The following is a 17,738-nucleotide window of genomic DNA, read 5'->3' on the forward strand; positions in this document are numbered from 1 at the left end:
GATTGCCCTTGTTTTACAGGGCGAACGGGCTGGGCTGTAAAGTCTTTACAGGCCAGCATTACACGAAGTCCTTTTCAGAAGGAAAACACCGTACTTATGAGGCGAAAATACCCACCTTAGAAAAACGAGATCGGCGGCTCTCGCCGTCCGGTCGTGCCCGTGTCGTCGAGCGACTTCGGGACTACAAGAACCAACTTGATCCTAGCCGCATCTGCTTCGTTTCCGGTTGCTCAACCCCTGTTGGGAACGAGAACATTGGCTCGCTTTGTGTCCGCCACCGCTGGCGACAAAAGGAATCCGGTCACGCATGGCATCCCATGCCACGCGGCAAGCAGCGCAACGCCGCGCGGCGAGCGGTCGCCCGTTATCTCGACAAGACCAGCAAGAGCAACGACGCGGGCCGGTTGCTGACGCTCTTACAGGCAGCGATCAACAGAAAGCTGCGCGAGCCTGTCACCAACGCTCTCAAACCTGCACAGATCAGACGCGAAGCCCCGTCCCTCACCACAAGCGGCAAGAGCCAAATCGTATGGGCTTGGCTTAGCCGGCGGCAAGACTTTGATCGGCTGGCTTACCGCCTCCTGATAGAAGCCATGACTCTCGAAGTTTGGGCGCGGTGCTTCTACGAGGACCAGAAGGCCAACTTGCCGCGACTACTGCACACCACTGTCGGCCGTACCGCAGTGTGGTGTTCGCACATCCAAGAAACCAAGATCAGGACTACGACGCAATGGGTCAGCCGGTCTTGTTATCCCGCCAGCGAAGGGCCGATGCAGAAGGTCTCCGCTGACATCCCTGTGACTGATCGATGGAGGCCCACGCCCTACGTGCGTGTCGCCGTGGGCAAGCGCGTCTTCATCGCCTTGAGGGATGCCCTACCCGCCAATTGGATCACCGACGACATGATCGCAGACACACTGCGAGACTACCAAACCATGGAAGAACAACCGAAATGAACGATACCAATATCAACAACACCGTCTCTCCTGAAGAGATCGCCATCGTCAACGCGGCGTTCAGGCTGCACGAAATCGTCATCGTGCATCGATGCTACAAGCGCGGACGAGGCGGCAAATATTCTTATACACCAGCGGCGTTCAAGGAGACGAAGAAAGTGCTGGCGAGACTCTTGCCGCCCGTTCCCGGTGCTGACCCCGTCAAGATTGTCGCGCTGATCGCAAGAGATCCCGACGTGACCAAGGCCGCGATCACAGTAGCTATCGAGCGGCTGACTAAGAGCAGGCAGGAGGGATGGGACAACATCCGGGCCATTGAACCGACCGACGATGAACTCAAGTCGCTATCCTACGACTCTCCGATCTTCAAGCGCTACCGCAATGTGACTGTGCTCGAAAGAGCCATTGCCGAGTTGAGCCACCCAGGCATCTACGCCAAGGCGGCTGACGCGGTGTGGGAGTTGGTCAGTCGGGTTGATCATGACAATCAAACAGTAAAGATGGCAGCGTAATGTCCCGCTCCTCGAAAGCAGCCGCTGCCGGCGTTGCTTGCATCCAACGCCCTGCCAAGTTCGAACCCTACAATGACCCTGACATCTTGACCGCCAACGCCAAGGCAGAAGCGCAGAAGTTCAGGGATACTCTACACCGGAGCCGCAAGGCTGGTGGACATGACGATGCTGCACTGAACGGTGACAGGACTGTCTACGGCTTTGAGCCGCCCCGCCAGCAGGGTCTGATCAATCAGGACGGGGACTGATGGCAGCGGCCCCCAAGACCAAGAAACAGCCGCGCCAGCCTAATCAGCAGACTGCGACTGATCGGCCTACGGCCATCACCACCGCCGCAATCGGCAAGACCGACATCAAGCGCTCTGCCTTGGAGGCGTGGCGAAAGCTCGACACCGTGATCCAGAACGAGCTGGCACTCATCATGAAGGGCGACCGCGAGATCACGGCATCCACAGCGGCAGCGGTGATCAAGTTCATCGAAGCATCAGCGAGCTTGGCGAGCGCTTCTGACGACCTGTCCCCGAAGGATCAGGAAGATCGCAACCGGGCCTTGAGGGAAAAGATCGGCAATCGACTTTTTCCCATCTTCGATGATGGCAATGACGACGAAGCCCAATGGGCAATCAACAAGCAATAATCAGAGAGAACCACAATCATGACTGTCTACACCTGCAATATCTCTACCTCCCCGGCCAACGCTAACGGGGAGACCACCACGTCCATCAGCACGGAGCGGGTGAACGAGCACCACAGTGGCTCCACCTTCGTATCGTCGGAAGACTTCGGCAGCACCGGGCCAACGGTGCTGGACGGGCAGACCGGCGCAAGGCGCTCTGTCCACTCGGAGGCCGATCTCCAGCCGACCGACATTGTGGAAGTGGCTGGCATTCCGATAACTGTGGCACAAGCCAGGGCGGCGGGTGTCAGGCTCAGCGTAGATGCGGCGGCCAGCGAGGCTGCTGTGACGCCGAAGGCCCCCGGCGATGATAGCGATGCTGTCGAGACCGTCGATAGCCGGAAGGCTGATGACGGTAGCGGCACCGATGCGGAGATCGTTGCCATGGATAACGTGGTCACGGCGGTTGCGCTGCATACCGGGCTTGATCAGGATGCCGCCATTGAACTCGGCAAGGACATTCTCACGGGTGAGCTTGCACAGGATGACGTAATCTGGACCGGCCTACAGCAGCGGGGCATCAGCAAGGATGCCGCTGTTGGCTCAGTGCAGCAGGTTGTCTCTATCGGACAGGCAGCGGCCATGCGTGAGCTTGGACAGGCTGACTATGCCGAACTGTCTCGGCTGGCGGATAACAGCGCGGCCATCAAGAGCGTTGTGATCGACCATGGCATCAAGAGGATGACCGGCAAGGTCAAGAACGTGACGTGGAAGCATGTGCTGACCTTGGCCCGCCAGTATGCAAGGGCCTGATCGGTCGGGACATGCCGTTCTTCACCACGCTCAGCGTCAAGGCTACCGACCGTGACGATACGATCAGGCGCGTGAGAGACATGGGACCGGGTACGGTGGTCGTGAGCGTCACCACGTCCCTGCCCCATGGCTTTCTCGCCGTGACATTGACGCATGTGAACAGGGCTGGTCAGCGGATGGGATACACGACGATCCTGACCCGACCAGACGATGAGTAACCAACCAAGCCCTTTGCTGCGCGATTGCGCGGGATTACAACCCCGCGTAGTCACGTTCTAAGGGGGCTTTCCGTGAACTCACAACCAATCGGCCGGGGGCGTCTCGCCATACGCCTTGTCGTCAACATGATCATCGGGCCAGCCATCCTCTTTGCCGTCCTTGTCGGCGTGATTTGGCTTCTCGGCATGATCGGGATCATCAACATCAACGGATGAAGGTGAGACGCCCTCAGGCTGGCGGTCGTTGGCCTGAGGCGGGGGCTTCTCAAGTGTTCCTCATACTGTTACACAGCCTCACCGAGCGACGACGAAAACCCTTGGTTTTCCAAGGCGCGGGGTGTGAACAGGCATAGTTCAATCCTGTCTGGCAGCACCATTCTTCAGCTCAATCGCGCATGAAGCAGCCTTCTCGCGGCACCGGATGCCCGAGTTTTGCTGTTTTCCGTGACCCCCTTGGTGAAGAGGGCGCAGGGAAGACCGGGTGCCGGCTGGCACCCGCGGTCCGCTGCGCGAAAGTGTAGCGCAAAAAGACCGCACAGCAGCATACAGGTGTAGCCGAACACTCGGCCTTCCCTGCGCAGTGGGTTGACGGCTTATGCCGCGCTCTCCCCGGCGACGAGTTCCTTTTTGTCACCGTCGCCTTGCGAATTGGCGATGCCTCGCGACCCGGTCGAGCCTAGAAGCATCTCCGCAAGGCTTGACCGTAGCAACGACGGCCAGGACCACACGATTTTGCCGTACGCAGCCATCCGGCTTCGCCCGAAGGCTTCGCCGGACACGCCCTGCTTCGCCGAAAGGGCTTCGCAGGGCGTTGGCGCCGGTCGTCCGCACGCTAGCCAAGACCTCACGAGGTTCATCTCGCCCTGGTCCCGCCTTCGTGCCCGACGCTGCCGCGTCCACCGCAACCCCGGTCCACGTTCGTTACGACGGACGATCGCCCCTCTCCCTGGACCGGGATGGCGGGAGAATGCCGCAAAACCGAAATTCGGTAAAGAGGAATATTTTTGTCAGAGTGGGTTGACGGGATTTTGCGGGAGGCGAGTGTTTTGCCCGACGAGACGGTCGGCGGCGACAAATGAGCTAGCCACGTCTGCTGCCAAAGAAGGCTCGGATTGACAATAGATGGCCGTCAAGATGCATGATCGCGAACCTCTTCATTGTCTTGCCCACCTACTGCCCAGCGAACCGCTCGTCGGATCGGCGCAGCCGGCGGCAGAGCTCGCGATTGATATTCTGCAGGACGACCACATAGGCGTGGATATCGGTCTTGTAGCAGGCGTAGAGTTTTTGGGCCGTCAGCTCGTACAGCACCGTTGGACTCTCCGCGACCACCGTGGCGGATCGATTTTGCATTTCGATCAGCGTCATCTCGCCGAAGAAATCGCCGGGCTCCAGAACGGAAATCGGGATGACGCTCCCCGAATTCGCCCGCTTGCTCACCGTCAGCCGGCCGGATTTGACGATGAACAGGGAGCGTCCGGGGTCGCCCTCCGCCACGACGGTGGCGCCGGCATCGAAGCGGCACTCGACCAGCATCGACATCAGGAGGTCGAGACTCGCGTCCGTGAGGCCGCCGAAGAACGGCGTCGCGAGCAGGAACGCTTTCAGATCGGGGACACTGACAGCCATTGCAAGAGGATACCTCCCGACGCCATCTGCGACAATCAGTCGGTAGGATGGGTAGAGCGGAAGCGAAACCCATCAATGCCTGGTTCGATCACGAGGCATGATGGGTTTCGCAAGTGCTCTACCCATCCTACGCACTCTCGCCGCGCAAGGGCCGCTTTCTCCAGAGATCAACCAGGACCTTGGCGGCCGCCGCAAGCACGAGCGCGCAGAGCACCGCCTTCGAGATCGTCTCCATCGTCCCCTCGATCAGCAGGCAATGGAGCACGCTCCCGACGACGACGATGATCGCGAGGGGGATATGGACGACGCGCCAGGTTCGCAGCCGCAGTCCCAATCGCCGGCGCAGTAGAGCCAGCAGCGCGACAATGAAGATGGCCCACATGGCGGTCACGCCGAAGGGAGAGAACGGCGTCGGTGATGTATAGGTCAGGGCGTCGATCATGTCGGGCGGACTGGTGATCCAGAGGCCCGCGACATGGATAACGATCGCAAGAGCCAGCGCGCCGCCGATCCAGTGATGGGCGCGCCGACCGCGATAGCCGGAGAATCCCGGCAGGTATCCGCCGATCAGCAGGGGCTGAACGAGCACGAGACCGAGCGCGACGATCCCCGCGAAGCCGGCGAGGATGTAGACCGGGCCGCGCCATGCGAGCTGCTCGCTTGTTGCGGCGGCGACAATCGGCACGCCAATGGCCAAGGCAAGAGCGACCCAGATCAGGGTCGCCCGGGCCGATCTCCACCCCGTCGTTCGCAATTCGGTCAGGCCGGCTGAAGCACGAAGTGCCCCTCGAGACTGGTTTCCTTCGCGCTCCGCATCACCGGCCGCAGGAAGACGGTCTTGAACTCGCCGCTGTCATAGGCGAGGTGACCATGCGGCTGGCCGAAGATGGGAATGATCTGCGGCATCTCGAGCCGGAACTTCCCGTCCTTGTCGGTGAGCGTGGCGCCGTGACTCTGCGGCTCGTGCTCCTGCCCTTCGGTCGTGTGCGCCCAGATCTGGATGCGTTGCCCGGCGAGCGGGGCCCCGTCGCCGGCGCGGCGCACGGTGCCACTCATCCAGAAGCCACCCTTGCCGATCCGGTCCACGATCGCCGCGCCCTTGCGGTAGTTGTTCGCCCCGCCCGACATCGATTCCGTCGGCGCAAGGCCGTTCGCGCGGGCCGGCGACAGGAGGCCGGACATTCCGCTCACCAAGACGCCGGTGGCCAGGGCGGAGCCGCCAGCGGCGAGGAGGGTGCGGCGATTGAGTAGGACCGTGGTCATGTCGGTTCCTCCTGGCGAGTGTGCAGCGGCTCCATCGAGCGTACCGCAACAAGCGCGAAACGCCCAGTTGGGACGAACGGCGCCAGAGGTCGCAATAACAGTGTTGTGAACGGGGACGAGGGCTGTTCGAACAGCTTGAAGGATGCCCTGTGAGGTCAACATCGATCAGGCGCGACAAGTTCGTGCAGCATTCCCACCGGCTCCCTATATGTGAGGCCGCCGCGCACATCGCGCCCCTCATGGGTCCTCTCACATGATTCCCTTCTCCGTCCTCGACCTCGCGCCCATCCGTCAGGGCGGCGACGCGTCACAAGCGTTTCGCAATTCGCTCGATCTCGCCCAGCATGTCGAACGCTGGGGCTACAGGCGGTTCTGGCTGGCCGAGCATCACAACATGACGGGCATCGCCAGCGCGGCGACGTCGGTCGTGATCGGCCACATCGCGGGCGGCACCAAGACGATCCGCGTCGGGTCCGGCGGCATCATGCTGCCGAACCATTCGCCGCTCGTCATCGCCGAGCAGTTCGGCACGCTGGCCTCGCTCTATCCGGGGCGGATCGATCTCGGGCTCGGGCGGGCGCCGGGTACCGACCAGCTCACCGCACGGGCGCTGCGGCGCGATCTCGCCGCGACATCCGAGAATTTTCCGCATGACGTCCTGGAGTTGCAGGCGCTGCTCGGCGACGTGCAGCCGAACCAGACCATCCGCGCCGTGCCCGGCATGGGGACGAAGGTGCCGCTGTGGATCCTGGGCTCCAGCACCTTCGGTGCGCAGCTTGCCGCGATGCTCGGCCTGCCGTTTGCGTTCGCCTCGCACTTCGCGCCGCAAATGATGATGCCGGCGCTGCGCGAATATCGGGCGCGCTTTGAGCCCTCGGCACAGCTCGACCAGCCCTATGCGATGGTCGGCGTCAATGTGTTCGCCGCGGACAGCGACGCGGAGGCGCAGCGGATGTTCTCCTCGCTCCAGCAGCAGTTCATCAATCTGCGCCGCGGCACGCCCGGCCCGCTGCCGCCGCCGGTGGACGACATGGACACACTGTGGTCGCCCGCGGAGAAGGCCATGGTCGGCCAGTCGCTGTCGTGCTCCGCGGTTGGATCGCCTGCCGTGGTCGAAGAAAAGCTGAAGGCGCTGATCGCCGAGACCGGCGCAGACGAGCTGATGACCACGGGTCAGATCTACGACCACGCTGCCCGGCTGCGCTCGTTCGAGATCGCAGCGGGGGTGCGGGACCGGCTGGCGAAGCAGCCGGCGGTGTAAGCAGGCCCGATTGTCGCACCGATGAAGGTGCGCTCGCGGCAGGCCTCGAGTGCCCTAATCCGGAAACCCGAACAGCTTCGCCGGATTGTGCACCAGGATCTTCTCCAGCTCGGCCTGGTCGGGCGCGTAGCGGTACATCAGCTCGAGCAGGTCGGCGTCGTTGGGCGGCTGCTTGACGGAGACCGGGTGCGGCCAGTCGCTGGCCCAGACGCAGCGGTCTGGTGCCGCCTCGATATAGGCGCGCGCGATCGGGATCACGTCGTCGTAGGGCGGACCAAGCTTCGAGGTCTTCTCGCCGAGCGACAGCATGACCCAGAAATTGCCCCTGGCGAGCAGCTCCAGCATCTTGCGCAGGTTCGGATCGTCCTTGCCGCCTTGCGGATCGGGGCGCGCCATGTGGTCGATCAGCACGGGAACGTCGAGATTCTCGTACTTCGCGACGCTCGACATGATGCCGTCCTTCTCCGGCTGGATCTTGACGTACCAGCCGAGCTCGCGGATGCGGGCGATGGCACGCGCAAAATCGGCATCCGACAGCACCGCGCCGAGTTCCTGGCGGAAGCTGAAGCGCGCGCCGCGCACGCCGGCGTCGTGCAGTTTTGCCAGATAAGTGTCGTTCGCCTCGGCAAACACCAGCGCGTTGGCGCAGCCGCGATAATTCGGGCCCATCGCGGCGAGGCCGTCGAGCACGACGGCATGGTCGGCGCCATAGGTCGTGGTCTGCACGATGACGCCGCGCTCGATGCCCAGCGTCTTGTGGACGCGCAGCGCCGCTTCCCAGGTCGCGGTCGGCATCCGATAGGCCGCACCGGGACGCTCGGGATATTTGTCGATGGGGCCCAGCACATGAAACTGGCTGTCGACGGTTTTGGGCGGCGGCGCCTTGACCGGGCGGCGCGGGTTCGGATCGAACGGCAGATAGTCCGGCATGCGCTATGCTCCTTCAGTCGATCATTGCGGTGAAGTCGCACTGCACCAGCGCGCCACCGTCCATATTGTCCATCGGCAGCGCATGGCGCGCCGGGCGCGAGTGCTCGTCCGGAAACATTTTTAGCCACTCGACGTTGACGGGCCCGCGCTGCGTGCGGTCCTTCAGCCACACCGTCATCTTGATGATGTCGTCCGTGGTGCCGCCGGCGGCCTCCACCGTCGCCTTCATGTGCGCGAACATGTTGGCGCATTGGGCGTCGAGACTCTCGGGCATCACACCGGCCGCATCGCGGCCGAGAATGACCCCAGACATTACGAGATTGCCGATGCGGCAGGCGTTCGGAATCGGATTGGCGTGCTTGAAGCCGCCGATATGGATGCTCTTGCGCCGCGATTGACCGGTCATGGTGCGCTCCCTCTTGCTTATTGGTTCAGACGAACTGGCATGACACCGAGCCGAAGGCGCCGTAGTCGGCGTGGAACGTGTCGCCGCGGCGGATGTCCACGGGCCGCGTGAACGAGCCCGCCAGCACCACCTCGCCGGCGGTGAGATGTTCGTCGTGCGGCGCAAGGCGGTTGGCGAGCCAGGCGATGCCGTTCGCCGGGTGGTTGAGCACGCCAGCGGCAAGGCCGGTCTCCTCGACCTCGCCGTTGCGGAACAGCAGCGCGCCGATCCAGCGCAGATCCGCATCCAGCGGGCGGAACGGCCGGCCGCCCAGCACCAGCGCGGCATTCGCCGCGTTGTCCGAGATCGTGTCCATTACCTTGCGGGTCTTGCCGGTCTCGGGATCGACGCGGTGCATGCGCGTCTCCAGAATTTCGAGCGCCGGCGTGACGTAATCGGTGGCGTTGAGCACGTCGAAGATGGTGCAGTCAGGCCCGCGCAGCGGCGCCTTCAGCACGAAGGCGAGCTCCACCTCGATTCTCGGCGCGTGGAAACGGTCGAACGGGATCGCCGTGGCGTCGGCATAGAACATGTCGGCGAACAGCACGCCGTAATCCGGCTCTTTGATGCCGACCGCATTCTGCATCGCCTTCGAGGTCAGGCCGATCTTGTGGCCCTTGATGACGCGGCCTCGCCCGAGCTGAAGCTTTGTCCAGGCGCGCTGAACGGCGTAGGCATCCTCGATGCTGAAATCGGGATACTCCCTGGTGAACATCGGGATCAGCGCCTTGGTGCGCTCGGCTTCATCGAGGCGCGCGGCAAGGCGTTCGATCGTGGCGGTATCGAGCATGACTATCGCTCCGCGGCCACAGTGTTGCGCAGCACGCCGATGCGGCTGGATTCGACCTCGACGACGTCGCCGACCTTGAGCCAGCGCGGCGGATCGAAGCGAACGCCCGCACCCGTCGGCGTGCCCGTGACGATCATGTCGCCGGGCTTGAGCGTGGCGAAGGTCGAGAGGTAGGAGATCAGATAGTCGAACGGGAACATCAGCCGCTCGGTCGTGTCCTGCTGCCGCACTTCGCCGTTGACTCGCGTGACAATGTCATGAGGGCCGCGCGGGTCGAGCTCATCCGCCGTGACGATCCACGGGCCGATGCTGCCGGAGCGGTCGAAATTCTTGCCCTGCGTGACGTTGAACTTGCCGTGGCGCAGCCAGTCGCGGATCGTGCCCTCGTTGCACAAGGTCATGCCGAAAATGTGCGACCAGGCCTGCTCGCGCGGGATGTGACGGCCGCCTTGCCCGATCACGATGACGAGCTCGCCTTCATAGTCGAGTTGCTCGGAGACCTTCGGCTTCTCCAGCGTCTGGCCGGAGCCGGTCATCGATGACATGCTGCGCACGAACAGGCTGGGATATTTGGGAAGGTCCGAGCTGTCCTTATATTCCGCATTGCGCTCTGCATAGTTGACGCCGATGCACCAGAGCTTTTCCGGCGCCAGCACCGGCGGCAGCAGGACGAGGTTTTCCAGCGGGTAGTCGGGCGCGGCGCCGGCGACCGCTTCCTGCGCATCGGCGAGCGCATTGGCTGTGATCAGCGCCTTGACGTCGGAGAAGTCGCGGCCGATCCGCCTGGTCAGATCGACGACACCGCCTTCGACCGCGGCGCCGTAACGCGGCTCTCCGTCCAAGAGATAGCTTACGAGTCGCATTGTCGTTTTCTCCAATGGTCTGCAGGCACAAGGACCGGCGCGATGCACCGCGCGCTCAGTCTTTCGATTTAGGGGTCTGGAACACGGTGTTCAGCGTCACGATCTCACCGAGGCTGGCGTAGCGAGGACCGCCGATGCGCGCGATCGGGTCGAGCGCCTTGGTCTCGACCTTGCCGTCGTTCACGAGGCCGTCGCGGATGTGGAACATCACGACCTCGCCGACGATCAGCCGGCTGCGGGCGTCGCCGAATTCCAGGCACTGCCGGAAGCGGCATTCCATTGCGACTGGTGCAGCGCTAAGCCGCCGCACCTTGACGCGCTCGCAGGGCAGCGTCTCCAGCCCGAGATGCTCGACCTCGCTGATTTCAGGCGGATGCTCGACCGAGCTGTCGTGCACCGCCTTCATCAAGGGCGTGTCGGCGATGTGGATCACATATTCCTCGGTGTCGAGGATGTTGTGCGCGGTGTCCTTGTAGTCGGCGCCCTTGCGGCCGACGCTGATGGCCAGCATCGGCGGCTTCTGCGAGACGAAGGTAAAGGCGCTGAAGGGAGCGAGGTTGAGCACGCCCGAGCGCGACAGGCTCGTGACCCACGCGATCGGGCGCGGCACCACGATGCCGGTCATCAGGCGGTAGACGCGCTCGGCGCCGAGCTCGGTGGGGTCGATCCGCATCGATCAATCAGCCTTGATGTTGGCCTTGCGCACGACCGGGATCCATTTGGCGTCCTCGCGCTCGAGATAGGCCTTGAACTCGTCCGGCGTCATCGGCGTGGCTTCTCCGCCGAGCTTCTCGAACTTGTCGACCACGGCGGGGTCTTTCAGAATCGCGGTCAGCGCCTCGTGCAGCTTGTCGACGACGGGCGCCGGCGTGCCCGCGGGCGCGAACAGACCCGTAAAGGTCTGGCCATCGAAATCCTTGTAGCCGAGCTCGGCGAAGGTCGGCACATCCGGCAGCGATTTCAGGCGATGCGGGCTGGTGACGGCGAGCGCGCGGAACAGGCCGGCCTTGATGTGCTGGAGGCTCACCGTGAGCTGGTCGAAGGCGAACTGCACCTGTCCGCCGAGCAGATCGTTGACCGCCGGCGCGTTGCCGCGATAGTGCGCGGTGACCCATTGCAGGTCGAGGCTGGACTGCATCAGCTCGCTGAGCAGATGGTTGGTGGTGCCGGGACCCGGGGATGCCATCGTCAGCTTGCCGGGCTCGCGCTTGGCAAGCTCGATGAACTCCTTGAAGGTATTGGCCTGCACCGACGGATGAACCTCGAGCACCAGGGGCGTCATCGAGATCGTCGAGATCGGCAGGAAGTCCTTCTTCCAGCTGTAGGCGTCGCGCTTGTTGATTTCGGTCGCGAACAGCACCGGGCCGTTGGCGCCGACAAACAGCGTATAGCCGTCGGGCGCCGATTTCGCGAAGGCTTCGCCCGCGATCATGCCGCCGGCGCCGGCCTTGTTCTCGATGATGAAGGGCTGGCCGAGCTTTTCCTGGAGCTTGTCGGCAATGATGCGCGCGGCGCTGTCGACATTGCCGCCGGCCGGATAGGGCACGATCAGCTTGACGTTGCGCGCCGGCCATTGCTGGCCCGACGCGGGCCCCGCCAGCATCGCGGTTGCGGCAGCTATGGCAATCCAGATTAATCTCATGTTAACCTCCCGGCGGCGCTTCCAATTCGCATCGAATGCCCTGACATCGCGCAAGGCATCTCGATCGGAGCGCAATCTCCAGATGCGCGCTTTACCTGTCGAGAGAATTGTGGCGTTCTTGTCCATATTATGGACAAGAGACCGTCGTCGAAATCCACGATCGAACCACGACAAGGTGCGCAGGCGATCCGGCGCGCGCTCGCGGTGCTGCGCATTCTTGCCGCAGGCCGCGAAGACGGTGTGCCATTGGCCGAGGTCGTGCAGGCAACCGGCCTCACCCGGCCGACCGTGCATCGCATCGTCCACGTGCTGATCGAGGAAGGCATCGTCGAGCGGCACGGCAGGACCGGCCGCTACGCGATCGGCAACCAGGTGCCTGAACTGGCGCTCGCGCGACCCCGCCCGTCGCGGCTGCTGGTCGCCGCCAATCCATCGCTGCGGCGCGCCTCCACCGAAATCGGCGACACATTGTTCCTGACGGTGCGGACAGGCGACGACACGCTATGCGTCGATCGCAGAATCGGCGTCTATCCGATTCAGGTGCTGTCGATCGAGGTCGGCGCGCGCCGGCCGCTCGGCGTCTCCAGTGCGGGCGTCGCCATCCTCGCCGCGATGCCGGCGCAGGAGGCGCGAAAAATCGTGGCCGCCAACGAGAAGAGGTTCGAGTCCTACCGGACCGACGTTGCGACGGTGCTCGGCGAGGTCACCGCCGCGAGACGGCTGGGATACGGCAGGAGAGAGATCGGCCTCGTGCAGGGCACGAAATCGATCTCCACCTGGATCAAGACGCCGGACGGGCGACCCGCCGCCGCGATGACGGTCTCCGCCGTTCGGACGAGGCTCGGCCCAAGGCGGGAGCAGGAGGTCGTGGATATCCTGCTGCGCGAGGCGCGGGTCATCGAGCAGGCGATCCGCGGCTAGGCTGCGCTGTCAATGGGCTGACGTGCCGGACCGTTTTGTGGCACAAGAACCGTCTCCGCCGATCGACCAACGAGGCCACGCATGCCCGCGCCAAAGCCGCCTGCCTTCGAGACCCTGAGCCTGCATGCGGGCCAGCATCCGGATCCCGCGACCGGGGCCCGCGCGGTGCCGATCTACCAGACCACGTCCTACGTGTTCCAGGATTCCGACCACGCCGCGGCACTGTTCAATCTGGAACGCGCCGGCCACATCTACACGCGCATCTCCAATCCCACCACCGGCGTGCTGGAGGAACGGCTCGCGGCGCTGGAGGGCGGCGTCGGCACGATCTGCACCGCGAGCGGCATGGCCGCGCTGCATCTGGCCATCGCGACGCTGCTCAATGCCGGCGACCACATCGTGGCCTCAAGCTCGCTCTATGGCGGCACCATCAACCTTTTGGCGCACACGCTACCGCGCTTCGGCATCACTACAAGCTTCGTCAAGCCGCGCGATCTCGGCGCATTCCGCGCGGCGATCAAGCCGAACACGAAGCTGGTGATCGGTGAGACCATCGGCAATCCCGGGCTCGAAGTGCTCGACATTCCCAAGGTCGCGGCGATCGCACATGACGCGAAAATCCCGCTGCTGATCGACAACACCTTCGCCACGCCCTATCTCAGCCGGCCGATCGAGCTTGGTGCCGACATCGTCATGCATTCGGCGACCAAATGGATCGGCGGCCACGGCATCGCCATTGGCGGCGCCATCGTCGACGGCGGCCGCTTCGACTGGCGTGGTTCCGGAAAATTCGGCGTGCTGACCGAGCCTTATGGCGGCTATCACGGCATCGTCTTCGACGAGCAGTTCGGCACCGCCGCCTTTATCATGCGCGCACGCACCGAAGGCCTGCGCGATTTCGGCGCCTGCCTGTCGCCGACCAACGCGTTCCAGCTCTTGCAGGGCGTCGAGACGCTGGGCGTGCGCATGGACCGGCACATGGAGAACACGCATCTGGTGCTGGAGGCGCTGAAGTCGAACAAGGCCGTCGACTGGGTGTTGCATCCCTCGCTTGAGGACCACACGGACTACCAGCTCGCAAAGACGCTGTTGCCGCGCGGTGCCGGCTCGATCGTCTCCTTCGGCATCAAGGGTGGCCGGCCCGCCGGGCGCAAGTTCATTGAAGCGCTGCGCATAATCAGCCATCTCGCCAATGTCGGCGATGCCAAGACGCTGGTGATCCACCCCGCCTCGACTACGCATCAGCAGATGGACGCCGAACAGCTCAAGGCCGCCGGCATCGGCGAGGAGCTGGTGCGGCTGTCGGTCGGCATCGAAACCGCGAGCGACATCATCGACGATCTCGCCCAAGCGCTGCGCATCTCGCAAAAGGTCTGACACCATGAAGCTTTCCGTCAACGGCGCCGAGGTGTTTGTCGCAAACGGCGGCCGCGACTTCGACAAGTCCCTGCCTGCGGTCGTCTTCATCCATGGTGCCGGCTTCGATCATTCGACCTGGGCGCTGCATACCCGCTGGTTCGCCCATCACGGTTTTGGCGTGCTGGCGCCGGATATGCCTGGGCACGGCCGCTCGGCCGGACCGTCACTGTCGAGCATCGCTGACATGGCTGACTGGACGGCGGCCCTGCTCGATGCGGCGGGAGCTGCGAAGGCGCACCTGATCGGCCATTCCATGGGATCGCTGATCTCGCTGGAGACGGCGGCACGGCATCCCGACAAGGTCTCCGCGCTGAGCCTGATCGGCACGGCGGCGACCATGACGGTCGGCCCGGATCTCTTGAAGGCCGCCGAAGCCAACGAACAGGACGCGCTCGACATGGTCTCGATCTGGGGCCTCGGCTTCAACGCCGAGCTCGGCGGCAGCCTCGCGCCGGGACTGTGGATGCATGGCGGCGCGCAGGCGGTGCTCAAGCATTGCGAGCCGGGCGTGCTGTTCCGCGATCTGTCCGCCTGCAACGCATATACGAATGCGCTGACCGCCGCCGCGAGCGTGAAGGTGCCGACCACGCTGATTCTCGGCGAGCGGGACATGATGACGCCAGCGAAGGCCGGCAAGGCGCTCGCCGCCGCGATTCCGCATGCGAAGACAATCGTGGTGCCGGGCGCCGGCCACATGGTCATGGCCGAGCGCCCGGATGAGTTGCTGGCGGCGCTGAGGAACTAAACGGATCGATCTTCCGTCTGGCGCGTTGCGGTCGGACATCCCTATGAATCTCAAAGGGAACTCGACCATGCCAAGACAAGAAATCATTCGCAAGGCGAAGCAGGACAAGCGCGCCGGCAAATCGGCAAGCACGCAGGCCGGCGAATTCGTCAAGGACGAGATCGACAAGATCCGAAAAGGCAAGCACGGTGCGCGCTCGACCAAACAAGCCATAGCCATCGGCCTTTCCGAGGCGCGCCGCGCCGGCGTCGATCTGCCGCCGCCGCGCAAGGGCCGCACCAAGAAGGCCACGCGCCGCAGCGCCAAATATGCCTACGAGGTTGGTCAGGGCAAGCGCACCCCGAAGCGCCGGCCGCGCGTGTCCCGCGCCGTCGAAGAGGTCTTGAAGAAGGAGCCGCGTTCGACCGCGTCACGGAGTGCGCTGTCGAAGCAGGCCAAGCGTGCCGCGAGTAAGCGGACTGCGGCGTCGCGTTCGGCCGCCGCGCGCAAGGCGAGCCGCACCAAGGGCGCCAAGGCCCGCTCCTCCGCCGCAAAGAAGGCGGCACGCACCAGGGCGCGCCGGCGGAGCTGATCAGCTCAAACGCCGGCCCCGCCCGGAGAACACCGCACGTGCGGCGCGCTCGGCGTCGCGCGCCGAGCGGAACTGCCGGCCTTCGAGACTGTCGAACAGGCGCTCGGAAGAGAAGAAGCGGAAGCCGCGCTCATCGCGGGTGACGATGCCGGCGGCACGGTCGTGGATTTCGATGATGTAAGCGTTCGATTGGGCTTGGGACATGATTGCTCGTTCGCCGACGTGCCGGCGTTTGGCTCGAGATTTGCGGTGTGGGATGCTGCTAGACGGCGGTCAGCAACAACAACAGGCGCCCGTGGCCGCCGAGAAACAGCGCCGCGTCATGCACGCGTGCATGTCGTTCGGATTGCGCTGGTGATCGGTTCTCATGTCGCGGCATCAAGCTCGAGGAGCAGTTTCGATGCTGCAAATATCGAGGGGAAGGCGCGTTCCGTCAATGAAATGGCTATCCATATTTGGGAGCGGCGCACCGGGGCGCTTCTCCCGCCGCAAGCACGGACAGCCGGATTCATCTCGCGATGAGTTCAACGCGGGCGCGCGGGCCACATGATACGCTTCGGGACGCCGCAAGGCAGACAATTTGGGAGGCCGGTCATGGCGGACGATCTGAAGGGACGCACGGCGCTCGTCACCGGGGGCTCGCGCGGGATCGGTGCTGCGGTCTGCCGCGCGCTGGCCGAGGCAGGCGCCGCCGTGGCAATCAATTGCCGCGAGCGAATCGGGCAGGCCGAGCAGCTGGCCGGCGAGATCAACAAAAGCGGCGGTCGCGCTGTTGCAATTGCCGCCGACGTCTCGCAACGCGAGGCCGTAACCGGAATGCTCGAGCGCATCGCGGCGGAGCTTGGACCGATCGACATCCTCGTCAACAATGCCGGCATCGCCATCACCCGCGGCGTCGACGACCTCACCGAAGAGGATTTCGACCGCACCATCCTGGTCAATCTGAAATCGGCCTTTCTGTGCACGCAGGCAGTGCTGCCGGCCATGCGCGCGCGAAAATGGGGGCGCATCGTCAACATCTCCTCCGGTGCCGCACGCGGCGCCGGCGCGATCGGCCCGCACTACAACGCGTCGAAGGCCGGCATGGAGGGCCTGACGCGCGGCTATGCGGCGCGGCTGGTGAAGGACGGAATCACCGTCAACGCCGTGGCGCCGTCGCTGATCACAACCGACATGATGAGCGGCCAGCCGCACCTCGTCAGCCGCATCCCGCTCGGCCGCTTCGGCACGCCGGAGGAGGTGGCGAAAGCCGTGATGCTGCTGGTCGACAACGCCTACATGACCGGACAGACCATCGCGCTGAGCGGCGGGATGGCGTTTAATTGAGGGAGATGCTTCTTACCTCGCCCCGCTTGCGGGGAGAGGTCGACGCGCTCATAGAGCGCGGCGGGCGAGGGAGTGCAGGTCCCACGGCGATCTAAATTAACGTGTCGAGAGAGCCCCTCACCCCGCCCTCTCCCCGCATCCGCCTTCGCCCGAAGGCGGGCTTCGGCGGACAGGAGAGCGGGGCGAGGGAGACGAGAGAGCGGAGCTCACCACATCGTCGCGGCGGCACGTTCCGGCCAGGCGCGGTCATACTCCGCGCCGCCGACCTTGTTCTGGCTCATCTCGGCGAGAATCTGGCCGGGTGTCGGCAGCGCCTTTGGGTCGACGCGCTTGTCGGGATTCCAGAGATCGGAGCGGACGATGGCGCGGGCGCACTGGAAGTAGATCTCATCCACACTCATCACCATCACGCTCCGCGGCGCCTTGCCTTCGACCCTGAAGGACGCCAGCAGATCGGGATCGATCGAGAGATGGGCGCAGCCGTTGACACGGACCGCGTTGCCGGAGCCGGGAATGAGGAACATCAGCGACACCCGCGGATCGCGAACGATGTTGCGCAGGGAGTCGACACGGTTGTTGCCGCGCCGATCCGGCAGCATCAGCGTCTTCGGGTCATGGATGCGAACGAAGCCGGGCAGGTCGCCGCGCGGCGAGCAGTCGATGCCCTCCGGCCCGATGGTGGCGAGCGCGGCGAACGGCGCCTTCTCGATGAAGACGCGATAGAGCGGCGTGACGTGGTCGGCGACTTTCACGGTCGAGGCGTCGTTGGTGGTGCCGTAGATAGCCTCCAGCTGCTCGACCGTTTCGATCACCGTCAT

23 protein-coding genes are annotated in these 17,738 nt (G+C 64.2%); 12 read left to right on the forward strand and 11 right to left on the reverse strand.

From position 1 onward, the window contains the following. The first annotated feature begins 8 nt into the window (after positions 1-8). The 6 genes from QSV46_RS07910 to QSV46_RS07935 all read left to right on the forward strand — a co-directional run bounded on the left by QSV46_RS07910 (position 9) and on the right by QSV46_RS07935 (position 3,331). Entirely contained in the window at positions 9-956 is a 948-nt protein-coding gene (locus tag QSV46_RS07910; protein ID WP_314948879.1) for a hypothetical protein, read from the forward strand. Continuing rightward, positions 953-1,468 carry a hypothetical protein gene (locus QSV46_RS07915; protein WP_314948881.1) on the forward strand — a complete coding sequence of 172 codons (516 nt, stop codon included), beginning with the start codon at positions 953-955 and terminating at the stop codon, positions 1,466-1,468. The genes QSV46_RS07910 and QSV46_RS07915 overlap by 4 nt, the downstream gene beginning before the upstream one ends. A gap of 247 nt (positions 1,469-1,715) precedes the next feature. Next, positions 1,716-2,105, forward strand: coding sequence for a hypothetical protein (locus tag QSV46_RS07920; RefSeq protein WP_314948884.1), 390 nt, complete (start codon positions 1,716-1,718; stop codon positions 2,103-2,105). Between the two features lie 18 nt (positions 2,106-2,123). Beyond that, entirely contained in the window at positions 2,124-2,897 is a 774-nt protein-coding gene (locus QSV46_RS07925; RefSeq protein ID WP_314948886.1) for a hypothetical protein, read from the forward strand. A gap of 11 nt (positions 2,898-2,908) precedes the next feature. After that, the gene (locus QSV46_RS07930; protein ID WP_314948888.1) at positions 2,909-3,115 is read left to right on the forward strand and encodes a hypothetical protein; all 207 of its coding nucleotides are present in this window, start codon (positions 2,909-2,911) and stop codon (positions 3,113-3,115) included. Between the two features lie 72 nt (positions 3,116-3,187). After that, positions 3,188-3,331, forward strand: a complete 144-nt coding sequence (locus tag QSV46_RS07935; RefSeq protein WP_314948891.1) for a hypothetical protein — start codon at positions 3,188-3,190, stop codon at positions 3,329-3,331. A gap of 954 nt (positions 3,332-4,285) precedes the next feature. On the opposite strand, the gene QSV46_RS07940 is transcribed toward QSV46_RS07935, so the two are convergent. The 3 genes from QSV46_RS07940 to QSV46_RS07950 all read right to left on the reverse strand — a co-directional run bounded on the left by QSV46_RS07940 (position 4,286) and on the right by QSV46_RS07950 (position 6,007). Further along, positions 4,286-4,744: a cyclic nucleotide-binding domain-containing protein gene (locus QSV46_RS07940; RefSeq protein ID WP_314948894.1), complete on the reverse strand. Its 459-nt coding sequence runs from the start codon at positions 4,742-4,744 to the stop codon at positions 4,286-4,288. 127 nt (positions 4,745-4,871) lie between these two features. Continuing rightward, positions 4,872-5,435 (reverse strand): ferric reductase-like transmembrane domain-containing protein, encoded by a 564-nt coding sequence (locus QSV46_RS07945; RefSeq protein WP_409997157.1) that lies wholly within the window; start codon positions 5,433-5,435, stop codon positions 4,872-4,874. A gap of 68 nt (positions 5,436-5,503) precedes the next feature. Continuing rightward, on the reverse strand, positions 5,504-6,007 hold the full coding sequence (locus QSV46_RS07950) for a Twin-arginine translocation pathway signal (protein ID WP_314948899.1): 504 nt from the start codon (positions 6,005-6,007) through the stop codon (positions 5,504-5,506). Positions 6,008-6,260: 253 nt separating this feature from the next. Here QSV46_RS07950 and QSV46_RS07955 point away from each other — a divergent pair, with 253 nt between their 5' ends. Then, entirely contained in the window at positions 6,261-7,268 is a 1,008-nt protein-coding gene (locus QSV46_RS07955; protein WP_314948902.1) for an LLM class flavin-dependent oxidoreductase, read from the forward strand. Positions 7,269-7,322: 54 nt separating this feature from the next. On the opposite strand, the gene QSV46_RS07960 is transcribed toward QSV46_RS07955, so the two are convergent. From QSV46_RS07960 to QSV46_RS07985, 6 genes are read right to left on the reverse strand one after another with little or no spacing between them, the layout of a single operon-like run. After that, positions 7,323-8,198, reverse strand: coding sequence for an amidohydrolase family protein (locus tag QSV46_RS07960; protein ID WP_314948905.1), 876 nt, complete (start codon positions 8,196-8,198; stop codon positions 7,323-7,325). A gap of 13 nt (positions 8,199-8,211) precedes the next feature. Continuing rightward, on the reverse strand, positions 8,212-8,604 hold the full coding sequence (locus QSV46_RS07965) for a RidA family protein (protein WP_314948908.1): 393 nt from the start codon (positions 8,602-8,604) through the stop codon (positions 8,212-8,214). Between the two features lie 25 nt (positions 8,605-8,629). Next, complete coding sequence (hpaH, locus tag QSV46_RS07970) at positions 8,630-9,433, reverse strand: 2-oxo-hept-4-ene-1,7-dioate hydratase (protein ID WP_314948911.1); 804 nt, start codon at positions 9,431-9,433, stop codon at positions 8,630-8,632. Positions 9,434-9,435: 2 nt separating this feature from the next. After that, positions 9,436-10,296, reverse strand: coding sequence for a fumarylacetoacetate hydrolase family protein (locus tag QSV46_RS07975; RefSeq protein ID WP_314948914.1), 861 nt, complete (start codon positions 10,294-10,296; stop codon positions 9,436-9,438). Between the two features lie 55 nt (positions 10,297-10,351). Further along, positions 10,352-10,969, reverse strand: coding sequence for a flavin reductase family protein (locus QSV46_RS07980; protein WP_314948916.1), 618 nt, complete (start codon positions 10,967-10,969; stop codon positions 10,352-10,354). Positions 10,970-10,972: 3 nt separating this feature from the next. After that, positions 10,973-11,938 (reverse strand): tripartite tricarboxylate transporter substrate binding protein, encoded by a 966-nt coding sequence (locus tag QSV46_RS07985; protein WP_314948918.1) that lies wholly within the window; start codon positions 11,936-11,938, stop codon positions 10,973-10,975. 129 nt (positions 11,939-12,067) lie between these two features. Here QSV46_RS07985 and QSV46_RS07990 point away from each other — a divergent pair, with 129 nt between their 5' ends. The 4 genes from QSV46_RS07990 (at position 12,068) to QSV46_RS08005 (ending at position 15,594) form a co-directional block, all read left to right on the forward strand. Then, positions 12,068-12,859, forward strand: a complete 792-nt coding sequence (locus QSV46_RS07990; protein ID WP_314948920.1) for an IclR family transcriptional regulator — start codon at positions 12,068-12,070, stop codon at positions 12,857-12,859. Between the two features lie 81 nt (positions 12,860-12,940). Next, the gene (locus QSV46_RS07995) at positions 12,941-14,236 is read left to right on the forward strand and encodes an O-acetylhomoserine aminocarboxypropyltransferase (protein ID WP_314948922.1); all 1,296 of its coding nucleotides are present in this window, start codon (positions 12,941-12,943) and stop codon (positions 14,234-14,236) included. Between the two features lie 4 nt (positions 14,237-14,240). Beyond that, on the forward strand, positions 14,241-15,023 hold the full coding sequence (locus QSV46_RS08000) for an alpha/beta hydrolase (protein ID WP_314948924.1): 783 nt from the start codon (positions 14,241-14,243) through the stop codon (positions 15,021-15,023). 67 nt (positions 15,024-15,090) lie between these two features. Further along, entirely contained in the window at positions 15,091-15,594 is a 504-nt protein-coding gene (locus QSV46_RS08005; protein WP_314948926.1) for a DUF6496 domain-containing protein, read from the forward strand. Here QSV46_RS08005 and QSV46_RS08010 read toward each other — a convergent pair whose 3' ends face one another. After that, on the reverse strand, positions 15,595-15,798 hold the full coding sequence (locus QSV46_RS08010; protein WP_314948929.1) for a hypothetical protein: 204 nt from the start codon (positions 15,796-15,798) through the stop codon (positions 15,595-15,597). Positions 15,799-16,188: 390 nt separating this feature from the next. Here QSV46_RS08010 and QSV46_RS08015 point away from each other — a divergent pair, with 390 nt between their 5' ends. Continuing rightward, on the forward strand, positions 16,189-16,920 hold the full coding sequence (locus QSV46_RS08015; RefSeq protein WP_314948932.1) for an SDR family NAD(P)-dependent oxidoreductase: 732 nt from the start codon (positions 16,189-16,191) through the stop codon (positions 16,918-16,920). A 206-nt stretch (positions 16,921-17,126) separates the two neighbouring features. Here QSV46_RS08015 and QSV46_RS08020 read toward each other — a convergent pair whose 3' ends face one another. Further along, positions 17,127-17,738, reverse strand: coding sequence for a pyridoxamine 5'-phosphate oxidase family protein (locus tag QSV46_RS08020; protein ID WP_314948935.1), 612 nt, complete (start codon positions 17,736-17,738; stop codon positions 17,127-17,129).

The organism is Bradyrhizobium cosmicum, assembly GCF_032290525.1.
GTDB classification, from domain to species: domain Bacteria; phylum Pseudomonadota; class Alphaproteobacteria; order Rhizobiales; family Xanthobacteraceae; genus Bradyrhizobium; species Bradyrhizobium cosmicum_A.